The organism is Bacteroidales bacterium (genome assembly GCA_021648725.1).
GTDB lineage: Bacteria > Bacteroidota > Bacteroidia > Bacteroidales > JAADGE01 > JAADGE01.
In genome coordinates, this window is the sequence record JAKISF010000023.1 from 17,280 (window position 1) to 30,952 (window position 13,673).

A 13,673-nucleotide genomic window follows, 5' to 3' on the forward strand; every position below is an offset into this window, starting at 1 on the left:
TATAAATTTATTAGCATAAAACATACCAAAAATTAAATCCGTAGTTTATTTTAGCTTTTGCATCAATCTTAACTACGGATTCCAAATATATAATTTTTTTTTATTTTTTTACTTGTTTAAATCATAATCCTTCGGCCAATTTCCGTCATTGTTATTATTTTCTTCTAATGAGCCTACTTTTAATCCCGGATAACGTTTTAAATTCTTCGCATCATCATCAATATTTGCAATAAGTTGTTTATCCAAACCGTTTAGCAATACTCGGTTTGAAACTTTTGCTTCAAAAACATTAATTGTTAATCCGCCTGCACTTACAGATGCAGTATCCATTTTAAACTTTTTACCGTCAGTAAAAGGAACAAGTCCGAATTTTTTTATATCGTATTCTTTATAAAGTGTATCAATAATACTTAGCTTAAATGTATCTCGTATAATAATACCTAATTCCCAAGCAACTCTTTCAGCTTTTTCCAAATTGTTATCTTGTTGCAAATAAATTGAATCAGGAGCTTCCCCTACTCTTTTTATTACAGACATTGAATCCGTTTGAATAAAATGTTTTAAACTGTCCATATTCGGACAATATTTATTGTATTCATTCTTAAACGCAATCTGTGCTGTTCTTATACGTTTTAATTCATCAACAGTCGCTTGGTATCTTTTAGTTTTTTCTGCATTGAATCTTATAGGAGTCATAATACTTTCGTATAATTTATATCCGGCAAAAATTGCAATAGCTAAAAACAAAAATCCTGTAATAACTTTTATCGTTTTACTTTTGGAAGATATTAAAAAGCTCCCTTTAATAATTAGAATCAATACAGCAACTCCTATCGCAACAGCAAGGATAATAACAGGAATGTCAATATTGTCAGTAATTGCATACAATATTATTTCAATAAGTAAAAAATAAACGGTATATGAACCGTATTTTATTAACTTGTTTTTTGCAAGACTCTCAATAAAAGTAACTAGGGCAACACCAATAGTTGCTACGATTAAAATAATTATATAAACTGTCATTTTTTATTAGAATTTTAGTTCGTTTGCAAATTTAAAAAAAATATCTTTTTATTTTAATTTTTCTTTACAAAATAAAATATATATTGACCTTCTGAAATAATACTGATTTTTTTAATGCTGAATAACTTTATATATAACGAAGTAATTAACAATTTAGTTTATGACCCTTTGAGCGGTCAAAAAGAACTTATAAGAAAATTATCAGAGTTTGTTTCTTCCGGTTCTTCCGAAAGCGAAATCTTTCTTTTAAAAGGTTATGCCGGAACAGGAAAAACAAGCACAATTGCAGCTTTAGTTAATGCTCTCGAAAAATTAAAAATTAAAACCTTATTGCTGGCTCCCACAGGAAGAGCAGCAAAAGTTCTAAGTGCGTATTCAAATAAAAATGCATATACAATTCATAAAAAAATATACAGGCAACAATCTTCAAGTGACGGAACAGGAAAATTTACTTTAGATATCAACCTCCGTTCAAACACTTTTTTTTTAGTTGACGAAGCCTCTATGATTGCAAACCAATCCTTTGAAAACTCCGTTTTCGGAAGCGGCAGACTTTTGGATGATTTAATAGAGTTTGTTTATAACAAAAAAAATTGCAAATTAATATTAGTGGGTGATACTGCACAGCTACCTCCTGTCAAATTAGATATAAGCCCTGCTTTGAATAAAAAAGAACTGGAATCTTACGGTTATGACGTTATTGAACATATACTTACGGAAGTTGCCAGACAGGAGAAAAATTCCGGCATTTTATATAATGCAACTAAAATAAGAAAAATTCTTGATAAAAGTATGTCATTTGAGCAAAATATTGAATTTAAAGGCTTTCCAAAAATAAAACTGAGTGATTTTAATGACATTAACAGAATCGAAGGAGCAGATTTAATAGACAGTATTTCTGATGCATATAATAAATATTCCGAAAAAGATGTTGCAATTATCTGCAGGTCAAACAAAAGAGCTAATAAGTTTAATCAAGGAATTCGTTCAAGCGTCTTTTTTAAAGAAGACGAAATTGCAACAGGCGATTTAATAATGGTTGTAAAAAATAATTATTTTTGGGCGGAGAAATATGATTCAATTGACTTTATTGCAAACGGTGACACAGCTGAAATTATAAAAATACACAGATACACCGAAAGATACGGCTACAGGTTTGCTGATGTTTTGTTAAAATTTTATGACTATAATGAAACAGAAATAGAAGCTAAAGTAATGCTGGATACACTACAATCAGAAACAGCTTCTCTTTCTTTTGAGGAAAATAAAAAATTATATGCCGAAATTGAAGAAGATTTTACAGATATTAAAAACAAACGAAGCAGGTTTAAAAAAATTAAAGAACACCCTTTTTTTAATGCACTTCAAATAAAATTTGCTTATGCAATTACATGCCATAAAGCCCAAGGCGGACAATGGCAAAAAGTATTTGTAGATCAAGGATGGATAACCGAAGAAATGATAAACAGGGAGTATCTGCGTTGGCTTTATACTGCATTTACACGCTCGACTAAAGAACTTGGTTTAATAAATTTCAAGAAAGAGTTTTTTTATAACGACGAAATTTTTGAATAATTTTAAACTTGGTTATTTTTGCAAATTTCAATATATAAAATTTTTGAATGTCCGATAAAACTATTAAAATAAATTTTAAAGATATAACAGACAGAATTGCTGAAAATTATTTACGAAAAAAGTCTTTAAAATATGCAAACATTTCACAAAAAGAAAAGACTAAAATTCTTGATGCTACAACGAAAATCAAAAGAAAAACGCTTTTAATTGCTGCATTGTACGGAGCTCTCGGTGTTGCTTTCTTATATATTCCGCAATATATTTTTTCCGAATCATTTTCAAAAACTCAATACACCGTTCCTTATATTAATTACAGTTTTGATTTATCAATATTCGAACTTTTATACGGTTTCGTACTTGTCGGTTTAGAAATTTGGCTTTTAATGAAGGGAGATTTAAAAGCCGTAAGTAAAATTGCTGCGGTTTACGGACATAATGCAAACAACGAAAACTTTGAATCAGAAGAACTTGCATTAATCGGACTCGGCAAAGACAGAGGCCGCTTTACTGAGGTAGGCATAAACCCTTATCAAAACTTCTCAAAAACCGGCGTACTCTTTCTTCGGCTTTTATTCATTGTAAAAGCAATGCTTTCAAATTTTATATTTAAAATAATTATAAAAAAAGTATTGGGAAGGCTTGCAATAAGAGCAGTTGTTGATTTAGCAGGCATTCCCATATATGCTGTTTGGAATGCTTATGCATCTTCAATCGTTATCAGAAAAACAGATATGCGAATGAAAGCAATAAAACAAATGAATAAAACCGGCAAATATTTTTCAGATAAATATAAAAACAACAAAGAATTTACCGATTTAATTTATGATACATTTGAATACATTGCTGTTACCAAAAAAAGTTTTTATCCTACGGATTATATTTTTGCAAAACATTTCTTTAGTATTTTTAATATTAAAATAGAAGACGAACACAAACTCTCAGAAAATTATTTCGAAAAAATAAAACTGCTCCCGAAAGACATAAAACTTGCAATCGGTCAAATACTTATATTAGGTTTTTTACTTGACGGCAAAATAGGAAGTTTTGAAATAGGCATTATTAACAAACTCAAAAAAAACAATATTATCCCGTATAGCTTAACTCATATTAAGAAATGGACAAAACACTATAAATTAGGAAACGGTTTTGACGAAATGTTTAATTCCGATAAAAATACTCAATGACATTTTTATTAAAAGATTGTTTTGCTAATTTTACGAATATTTTATTGCTAAAATAACAAATAATGATACTAAAAAGATTATTCATATTATCATCAACACTTCTGGTATTTACCTTACAAATAAAAGCTCAAATTGCAGATAGAGATGTAATTAATAATCTTATAGAAGAAATAGCAGAAGCAAGTGACGAAGAACTCGATTATACATTACTTTACGAAGATTTATATTATTTTGCCCGAAACCCTTTAAACTTAAATACGGCAACAAGAGAGGATTTGGAACGATTTCAATTTCTTTCCGACTTTCAAATTGAAGATATTTTAGAATACCAAAGAACTTCCGGTGAAATGCATTCAATATACGAAATACAACTTTTAGAAAGTTTCTCGGCAAAAGAAATAGGACAACTTTTACCCTTTATTACTGTTGCAAAAAAGGGAGTAAAGCAAATGCCCGATTTCAAAAGAGCATTAAAATACGGAAGAAACAGCATCTTCTTAAGAACACAATTTAACATACAAAAAGGGAAAGGCTTTGTATATGACGATAATGCTTTTGAGCTTAACCCCGATACAAATTTGTATATGGGCAACAGGCTTAAATTTTACACAAAATATCAGTTCGATTATAAACGAAAAATAAGATTCGGGTTTGTAACAGAAAAAGATCCCGGAGAACAATTCTTCAAAGAAACTCAAAAGCAAGGGTTTGACTATTACAGCGTACACTTACAAGTAGATGATGTTTGGAAGTTCAAAACAATTACTTTGGGCGATTTTCAAGCTCGTTTCGGTCAAGGTTTGGTTTCTTGGTCAGGTATGTCAACAGGAAAATCTGTATATGTAATGTCAATAAAAAAGAAATATGACGGGTTAAGAAAATATTCCTCAACAGACGAAAACAAATTTTTTAGAGGAGCAGGAGCAACTTTAAGGTTGAAAAATTTTGACATTACCGGTTTTTTCTCTCTCAAAAACATTGACGGAAACAGAACACTTACCGATACCGTAACAAACCAAATTGATTTTGAAGGCACGTTTCAAACAACCGGTTTGCACAGAACCCCAAATGAAGTTTTTGACAAACATTCTGTTTCGGAATTAGTTTACGGCGGAAATATAAAATGGAATAAACCATGGTTTAAACTCGGAGCTACATACATACAATATTCTTTCAGCGAAGAACTTCAAAAAGACCAAATATATAATCAATTTGCATTTCAAGGAAACAAAGGAATGAATGCAAGTATTGATTATCAGGCAAACTATAAAAACTTTATTTTTTTCGGAGAAGAAGCTATAAGTCATTCGGGAGGATATGCATTACTGAATTCTGTTATGATAAAACTTGCTCCGCAAATGTCTTTAGCTGTTCTTCAACGATATATAGCAAAAGACTATCAAGCATATTATGCTGCAGGATTCGGCGAACAATCAAATACAATTAATGAAAACGGTATGTATTTCGGAACGGAAATCAGCCCTGTCAGAAAAGTTAAAGTATCAGCTTATTACGATTTATATAAAATACCTTGGCTAAGATACAGAGCATACGCACCGTCGGCAGGAGATGAATTTTTCTCGCAAATAGACTATAGTCTCAGCAGGTATGTAAACATGCACGTCAGATACAAGCAAGAATCTGTATTAAAAAATTCATCAGATGATTTTACGGGTGCCGTACCGCTTGTGCAAACATTAAAAAAAGAATTCCGATATCACATAACATATTCTCTTTCAAGGAACTTAGTATTGAAAAACAGAATTGCATTTGCTAAATTTGATAAAGAAGGAGAAGATATTGAAACAGGATTTATGTTTTATCAAGATGTGAATTATAAATTTGAAACATTTCCCTTAAAATTAAATTTCAGACTGGCATTTTTTGATGCAGCATATAATGCACGAATATATACTTATGAAAATGATATTCTTTACGGATACTCAATACCGGGTTTAAGCGGACAAGGAATAAGAACTTACCTGACTTTAAAATATACAGTTATTAAAGATTTTATTGACATTTGGTTGCGTTATGCTAATTATTCATATTCTGACAGAGATATAATAGGATCCTCACTTGATGAAATTCAAGGAATCAATAAATCCGAAGTAAAATTTCAAATAAGAATTAAGTTTTAACAAATAAATTTCATAAATAAATTTTATTGTAGTATTTTTCAGGTATTAAAAAAATACACCATGGAAAACGGCAAATTAAAATCATTTTTAAAAAAAATTGAACTTTTTAAAGCTTTTAACGACAGTGAGCTTGATAAAATAATTAAAATTATTGAGTTAAAAACTTTTGAAAAAGACACAGTTTTATATGAGCAAGATTTTAACAGAAAAAACACCTATGTAGTCCTGTCCGGCGAAGTTCAGTTGTATAAAACAAGTTCATTCGGTGAAAAAATACCGATTACCCAATTTCAAAAATATGATTTTATAGGAGAAGGTGCAATAGTTGATGACTCTCCTCATTCTACATCGGCAAGCACCTTAACAGATGCTGAGATTTACATCATAAATGCCGAAAAATTTAAAGAACTGTTAAATAAAGACGGAAAAATAGCCGTTAAAATTTTTACCGAAATATCCCAAATTATTTCAAGAAGAATGAGCCATGCAACGGTTCGCCTTATTAATATCGGAGCTCAATATGTTTCCGGACATTCACGAGAAGAACATGATTTGTTAGGTTACAGAAATGTTCCTGATGAATATTATTACGGAATTCAAACACTTCGTGCAAGAGAAAATTTTAATATTTCAGGAATAAGCATCAGTTTCTACCCTGACATTGTTATTGCATTTGCAATGGTTAAAAAAGCAGCGGCAAAAGCAAATAATGAAATAGGATTATTGCCTGACGATTTAACCGAAGCAATTGTGTTTGCCTGTGATGAATTACTTCACGGAAAATATCATAAAGAATTTGTAGTTGATATGATTCAAGGAGGTGCGGGAACATCTACAAATATGAACGCTAACGAAGTTATTACAAATTTGGCTTTAGTTTATATGGGCAAAGAAAAAGGCGAGTATAAATTTATTCACCCCAACAATCACGTAAATCTCTCACAATCAACAAATGACAGCTATCCTACATCTGTAAAAATTGCTTTAAAAAACAGCAGTATTAAACTTAATAAAGAGTTGAAGCTGTTAGTTAATTCATTTAAGAAAAAATCCGAAGAATTTAACCATATTCTAAAAATGGGCAGAACCCAACTTCAAGATGCCGTGCCTATGACTTTAGGCCAAGAATTCGGTGCTTACGCAACAACCTTAGAAGAAGAAATAACAAGAATAACAAGAAATGCAGATTTAATGCTGAACGTAAATATGGGAGCAACTGCAATCGGAACCGGCATCAATGCAGACCCGAGATACAGTTCTATTGTAATTAAATATTTGAGAGAAATTACCGACCTTGATATAACACTTGCAGAAAATTTAGTTGAAGCAACACAAGATACCGGAGGATTTGTTATGTTTTCCTCAGCATTAAAACGTTTGGCAATTAAATTATCAAAAATTATGAATGATTTAAGGCTACTGTCTTCCGGGCCGAGAGCAGGTTTAAACGAAATAAATTTACCTGCCGTTCAACCCGGTTCGTCAATAATGCCGGGCAAAGTAAACCCTGTAATTCCGGAAGTAGTAAATCAAATTGCTTTTAAAGTTATAGGTAATGATATAACTGTTACGATGGCTGCCGAAGCAGGTCAGTTAGAACTCAATGTTATGGAGCCGGTTATTGTCCAAAGTTTATTTGAATCTATCGAAATGCTGAAAAACGGAATGTCGGTTCTTCGTTACAGAACCATTGAAGGAATTACGGCAAACGAAGAACATATTGAAAATATGGTCAGAAACAGTATCGGAATTGTTACGGCTCTTAATCCTGTTATCGGTTATGAAAACAGCAGTTCAATTGCAAAAGAGGCATTGGAAACAGGAAAAAGCGTTTATGATTTAACATTGGAACGAGGTTTGCTTTCAGAAGAGGAACTTAAAAAAATTCTTTCCCCCGAAAATATGATTACACCTCATAAGCTTAAATAAACCTTTAAAATAAATTAAGATTTTAAACCTCTGCAGCATGGTTGTCCCTGAAAAACCATTTAGATTTTTTAAGATTATAAATACAGAGATAAACCGACAAAATTATTAAGGTATCCTTAGAAATTCAACAATCTAATTTAGAAAAAGGGTATTGTTATTACTTTGCTTGCCCTGTAACCGGAAAGCCGACCAAAAGGTACAAAAGAATAATGAACCAACTCAAAAAAGCTGAACAAGTTAATTATTCAGATTTTGAAAAAATGTTACAGCCCTAAAATAATTTTTGATATTTTGAACAGGTGTTTTATGCAAATCCTATGCAAATAGAAAAACGTTACAAAAATATTTACTTGTAACGTTCTCATTTTAAATGTGATCCTTGGCAGATTTGAACTGCCGACCCCTTGCCTGTCAAGCAAGTGCTCTAAACCAACTGAGCTAAAGGATCTTTCTCAGAATATAAAATTAAAAACTGCCGGCATAATTACGCAAGCAGTTTTTAATTTTATTTTTATACTTCTTCTTTTTTAATATTCGGCAATTCCAAACCATAGCCTTTTCGTTTATCTTCATATTTTAACATAAATGCAAAAAGGAGTGCCAATATAGAAAGTCCCAAAAATATTAACATGTCATAGAAATAATCATATCTTATATTTAACTTTTCTTTTTCAATTACTTTGAACGCATTGCTTTTTCCTATTTGAATTACATTATCCAAAATATTTTCTTTTTTATCAGAAAAATTAACACTGTTTATTTCCTGAGAAATACTAAGATAAATTTCACTCTTAACACTTTCAGTATCAACATCTTTAATGGGCACAGGAACATAATCGGCATATTGAACAATAGAATCTACTGCTGTTCCTGTTGCTTTTTCAACTGCTTTATCAATATCTTCTGTTGTGAAATTATCTCCGATGAGAACTTCATTAAATGCTTTTTCAATTGCATCTTTTACTACAATTTTATTTGGTGAAACATCCGGATTTGTAGTGTTTAAGACAGTCCCTAAAATCAAAGGAATAAACAACAAACCAATATTTTGAATCCAAAAAATCACGGCATAAGCAGTACCTAATTGTTTTTCAGGAATAATTTTCGGAACTGAAGGCCACATTGCAGAAGGAACAAGAGAAAATCCGATTCCAAGAATAATAACCATTACTGCAGCAACCCACCATAATGTTAAAGCCGGGATTGCTAATATTCCGTGAACAAAAATTAATATTAATGATCCGACAATCATAATTGTTGCTCCCTTGCCATACTTGTCATATATCCCTCCGAATAAAGGAGTTAAAAACAAGGTTCCGAAAGGTAATAATGCCGGAATAGTTCCCGCAAGATAAGGGCTTACATTATATTTGTTAATCATTAAATCAGTTGCATAGAATAAAAACGGGAATACTGCCGAATAAAACAACACACATAAAATTGCAATATACCAAAATCCTCTGTTGCCTATTATTAATAAAATATCTTTAACTTTAAACTCATCATCAGCTGAAACTTCTTCTTTTATACTTTCTTCTGATTTATCAAGTTTTTTATCTAAAATAGAGAAAAGAGTAAACGATACAACACCCATTATCATTACAATTAATGCAAATAAAATAGGAGCTGTTACAGTAAAATTCTTTGCAAGAGGCAATGATATTGCAAGAGCAAGTAATGTCCCTAACCTGGCAATAGACATTTGCATACCCATTGCTAATGCCATTTCCTTTCCTTTAAACCATCTAACAACCGCTTTTGAAATTGTAATTCCGATAGCTTCTGTTCCTACACCAAAAATTGCAAACCCCATAGAAGAAAGAAATACTTGAGTTTTCATAGCTCCGAGAAGAGGAATATTGATTACCGCACCTTCAGCAAATTGATGTTTAACAGCCCAATAGTTCAAAGCTGTACCCAAAAACATTATAATAGTTGCTCCTAAACCTGTTTTTCTTACGCCGAGTTTATCAAGAATAAAACCGCTAAAGATAAGCATAAATAAGAACACATTAAACCAAGCATAAGCTGATGTATAGGTTCCGAAATCTTCACTGTTCCAACCCAAGATACTTTCAAGCATCGGTTTAATGGAAGATAAAGCATAATTAAAATAGTATGCACCAAAAATTGATAATGAGGCAAGAATTAAGGCAGTCCACCTTGCTCCTTTTGATTCTCGCAATGATTGTTTTATTTTATCAGTCATTATTTAAAATTTTATTTTAAAAAATCAGAGAACAAATAACGTAAATTCATACCGAATTATAAAATTTTTTTTCATATTTGGTGCATAAAAAATACATTAAAAAGATGAAACTAAAAATTGTTAATAAATCAAAACATCAACTTCCCGAATATGAAACAGTTCTGTCGGCAGGAATGGATTTAAGGGCAAATATTGTTAAGCCTGTAATTTTAAAACCTCTCGAAAGAGCTTTAATAAAAACCGGATTATTTATTGAACTTCCGGAAGGTTACGAAGCACAAATACGCCCCAGAAGCGGTTTAGCATACAAACACGGAGTGAGTATCGTAAACTCTCCCGGAACAATTGATGCAGATTATCGCGGAGAAATAGGAGTAATTTTAGTAAATTTATCTGATAAAGATTTTACGATTCAAGACGGAGAAAGAATTTGCCAAATGGTTATTGCAAAACACGAAAAAGCAGAGCTTATTGAAGTTGATATTTTAAATGAAACAAAAAGAGGTGCCGGCGGTTTCGGGCATACAGGAAAATAAAGTTTGAAGTTTAATTTCATGTAAAATCATTTTATAAATAAATTTATCCGAACAAAAATGAAACTTGTTTTTGCAACAAATAACAAACATAAACTTGAAGAGGTTAAGACGATAATTGACAACAAACTTGAACTCCTCAGTTTAAAAGATATAAAATGTTTTGAAGAAATTCCGGAAACTCAAAATACAATTGAAGGAAATGCTTCTCAAAAAGCAAATTATATTTATGGAAAATATAAAATAAATTGTTTCGCAGATGATACAGGACTTGAAATAGATGCTCTGAACGGAGCTCCGGGTGTTTATTCCGCAAGATATGCAGGAAAAAATTGTTCTTTTGAAGATAATGTAAATAAAGTTCTCAGCGAGTTAAATAATGTTTCTGATAGACAAGCAAGATTTAAAACTGTTATTTCTTTGATAATAAACGGTAAAGAATTTCAATTTGAAGGTATTATAAAAGGTAAAATCATTAAAGAAAAAAGAGGAACCTCCGGGTTTGGTTACGACCCTATTTTTTTACCCGAAGGTTACAACAAAACCTTTGCAGGACTGTCATCAGAAATAAAAAACAAAATAAGCCATAGAGGAATTGCAACAAATAAACTTGCGGAATTTTTAAAAACTTTTTAAACAATTTAATATCCTGTTTTTGCGTTAAAATTTAATTCACAATTTGCTAAAACCTATGATATATTCTATTCGTTTAATCTTGATTTCTGTTATTTTTTTTGTGACAAATACTGTTTCCTTTTCTCAAGTAAAAGTAGGAGAATGGAGAGAACATTTTTCTTATCGCAAAACTTCGTGCGTTGCAGATGCCGGAGATAAAGTATATGTTGCAGGAGAACTTGCCGTGTTTTCTTTCGATAAAGAAGATGGAAGCATCGAGCGACTGTCAAAAGTTAACGGCTTGTCTGACGCTGAAATTCAAACAATTGCATTCAATAAGGCAAATAACTCTTTAGTAATTGCTTACAAAAATTCAAATATTGACATTCTAAAAGATAACATAATCTATAACCTTTCTGACATTAAAAGAAAACAAATAAGCCACAGTAAAACTATTAATAAAATTACATTTATAGGAAATACGGCATATTTATCATGCGGTTTCGGCATTGTTCTTCTGAATACCGAAAAATTAGAGTTTTCTGACACATATATAATAGGAGAAAACGCATCATACTTAAACATTAACGATATCAGTTTATTTAATAACAATTTATATGCAGCAACGGACATAGGTTTGTATTATGCCGATATTAATGAAGGCAATCTTTCCGATTACAGAAATTGGCATTTAGTTACAAACATTCCTGACTACCAATACAAAATCAACATTTTAAATTCTTTTAACGGAAATTTATTTGCCAATCAAATCAACCCGGCAACTGATAATGACACCTTATATTTTCTGAACAATAATAACTGGAACATTTTTAATGAAAATTTTGACAATATTAAATCTGTTACAAATACTGAAAATAATATAGTTATTACACAAAAAGGGTTACTGAAGATATACGACACTTCATTTAATTTGGTGAAAACAGTTGATTGGTATCCTTTAATTAGCGGAGTATCAACATGGACAGATATGAGGTTCGGAATTACCGATGAAAATTTGAATATATTTATTGCTGACAATTTACACGGATTAGTTCAAACTAATTTCGGATATTTTGAATCTTCACTTCCCGACGGACCGTCAGACAATTACACTGCAAAAGCGGAAACCTTTAACGGAACATTGATTACGACAAACGGAAACAATAAAGCAACCGGGTGGCGTGCTCCCGTCTATAATATATTTAAAGATGAAATGTGGGAAACATACGGCATTTCAAATGATACTGCAATGAACTTTTTTTCAATAGAAATTAACCCGAATAATCCCGATAATGTTTTCATAGGTTCATGGGGTTACGGAATTTTTGAATTTGACAATAATGTTTGGACAAAAAGCTACAATAATACAAACAGTTCTCTTCAAGCTATTTCCGGATATGATTACGGGTTTATACGAATAAGTGATTTAACTTTCGACAATAATAACAACCTTTGGGTTGCTAACCAACATACAGGAGAACCTATTTCTGTTAAAACAAAAGATAATGAATGGCAAAGCTTCAATTTTAACGGAAGCATAACAAACTACTACCCTGAAGAAATAATTACAACACAAAACAATACAAAATGGGTTGTTTTAGGAGAAAGCAAAGGCATTCTTGCATTTAATGATAATAATACTCCGCTTGACAAAAATGATGACGACTATAAATTATTCAGTCCGGTTACAAGTGAAGGAGAGCCTGTTTCAAATACTATTTTTTCTGTTGAAGAAGATAAAAGCGGGAATATTTGGGTAGGAACAGGCGAGGGTGTGGTTATTTATTATAATCCTGATGATGTATTTACCGAAAGTATTTATGCCGACAGAATACAACTTACATCATACGGAAATGATACTACCGAGCAATATTTATTAAGTACCGATGTTATTACGGACATTGAAACGGACGGAGCCGACAGAAAGTGGATTGCTACACAAAATTCAGGAGTATTTTTGGTTTCGGATAACGGAAAAGAAGAAATTCACAATTTTAATAAATATAACAGCCCTTTAATTTCAAATTCAATTAATGATATTGCAATAAACCATAAATCCGGTGAAGTTTTTTTCTTAACCGATAAAGGAATGATGTCTTACCGAAGTGATGCCACAAAAGCCGGAGAAACATTCGGGAATGTTTATGTTTTTCCGAATCCTGTAAGACCTGATTATTCAGGATTAATTACCGTAACAGGTTTGGCTGACGATGTAAATGTAAAATTTACCGACATCTCCGGAAATGTTGTTTTTGAAACAAATTCTCTCGGCGGACAAGCAATTTGGAACGGGCAAACTTTTAACGGAAGAAAAGTAAGTTCCGGAGTTTATCTTGTATATTCAACAAATGATGACGGAAGTCAAACTTTTCTTACCAAATTATTATTTCTAAATTGATTAAATTATTTGGCTGAAAACAGTGAAAATATACTTTTGTGAAAATCAAAATATGAAAATGAACAT

At 31.3% G+C, this 13,673-nt stretch carries 9 protein-coding genes, 1 tRNA gene and 1 pseudogene; 8 read left to right on the forward strand and 3 right to left on the reverse strand.

The features are described 5' to 3' along the window. Positions 1-108 precede the first annotated feature (108 nt). Positions 109-1,023: a hypothetical protein gene (locus L3J35_09415; GenBank protein MCF6366405.1), complete on the reverse strand. Its 915-nt coding sequence runs from the start codon at positions 1,021-1,023 to the stop codon at positions 109-111. Positions 1,024-1,137: 114 nt separating this feature from the next. Between L3J35_09415 and L3J35_09420 the strand changes: the two genes are divergently transcribed. The 5 genes and pseudogenes from L3J35_09420 to aspA all read left to right on the forward strand — a co-directional run bounded on the left by L3J35_09420 (position 1,138) and on the right by aspA (position 7,852). Then, a complete protein-coding gene (locus tag L3J35_09420) occupies positions 1,138-2,598 on the forward strand; it encodes an AAA family ATPase (protein ID MCF6366406.1) in 1,461 nt (486 codons plus the stop codon). A gap of 47 nt (positions 2,599-2,645) precedes the next feature. Further along, positions 2,646-3,782 (forward strand): hypothetical protein, encoded by a 1,137-nt coding sequence (locus L3J35_09425; protein ID MCF6366407.1) that lies wholly within the window; start codon positions 2,646-2,648, stop codon positions 3,780-3,782. 62 nt (positions 3,783-3,844) lie between these two features. After that, positions 3,845-5,923 (forward strand): helix-hairpin-helix domain-containing protein, encoded by a 2,079-nt coding sequence (locus tag L3J35_09430; protein ID MCF6366408.1) that lies wholly within the window; start codon positions 3,845-3,847, stop codon positions 5,921-5,923. Positions 5,924-5,983: 60 nt separating this feature from the next. Beyond that, positions 5,984-6,286, forward strand: a pseudogene (locus L3J35_09435) (cyclic nucleotide-binding domain-containing protein). Positions 6,287-6,400: 114 nt separating this feature from the next. Continuing rightward, positions 6,401-7,852, forward strand: a complete 1,452-nt coding sequence (gene aspA, locus L3J35_09440; GenBank protein MCF6366409.1) for an aspartate ammonia-lyase — start codon at positions 6,401-6,403, stop codon at positions 7,850-7,852. 373 nt (positions 7,853-8,225) lie between these two features. On the opposite strand, the gene L3J35_09445 is transcribed toward aspA, so the two are convergent. Together L3J35_09445 and L3J35_09450 are read right to left on the reverse strand one after the other, a co-directional pair. Beyond that, positions 8,226-8,300 (reverse strand) — tRNA-Val (locus L3J35_09445). A gap of 63 nt (positions 8,301-8,363) precedes the next feature. Then, positions 8,364-10,061, reverse strand: coding sequence for an MFS transporter (locus L3J35_09450; GenBank protein MCF6366410.1), 1,698 nt, complete (start codon positions 10,059-10,061; stop codon positions 8,364-8,366). 104 nt (positions 10,062-10,165) lie between these two features. Here L3J35_09450 and dut point away from each other — a divergent pair, with 104 nt between their 5' ends. Genes dut through L3J35_09465 form a run of 3 tightly spaced genes read left to right on the forward strand, consistent with a single transcriptional unit; the run spans position 10,166 to position 13,607 of the window. Further along, the gene (gene dut / locus L3J35_09455; GenBank protein ID MCF6366411.1) at positions 10,166-10,597 is read left to right on the forward strand and encodes a dUTP diphosphatase; all 432 of its coding nucleotides are present in this window, start codon (positions 10,166-10,168) and stop codon (positions 10,595-10,597) included. Positions 10,598-10,654: 57 nt separating this feature from the next. After that, the gene (locus L3J35_09460) at positions 10,655-11,230 is read left to right on the forward strand and encodes a non-canonical purine NTP diphosphatase (protein MCF6366412.1); all 576 of its coding nucleotides are present in this window, start codon (positions 10,655-10,657) and stop codon (positions 11,228-11,230) included. Between the two features lie 55 nt (positions 11,231-11,285). After that, positions 11,286-13,607 (forward strand): T9SS type A sorting domain-containing protein, encoded by a 2,322-nt coding sequence (locus L3J35_09465; protein MCF6366413.1) that lies wholly within the window; start codon positions 11,286-11,288, stop codon positions 13,605-13,607. The last annotated feature ends 66 nt before the right edge of the window (positions 13,608-13,673 follow it).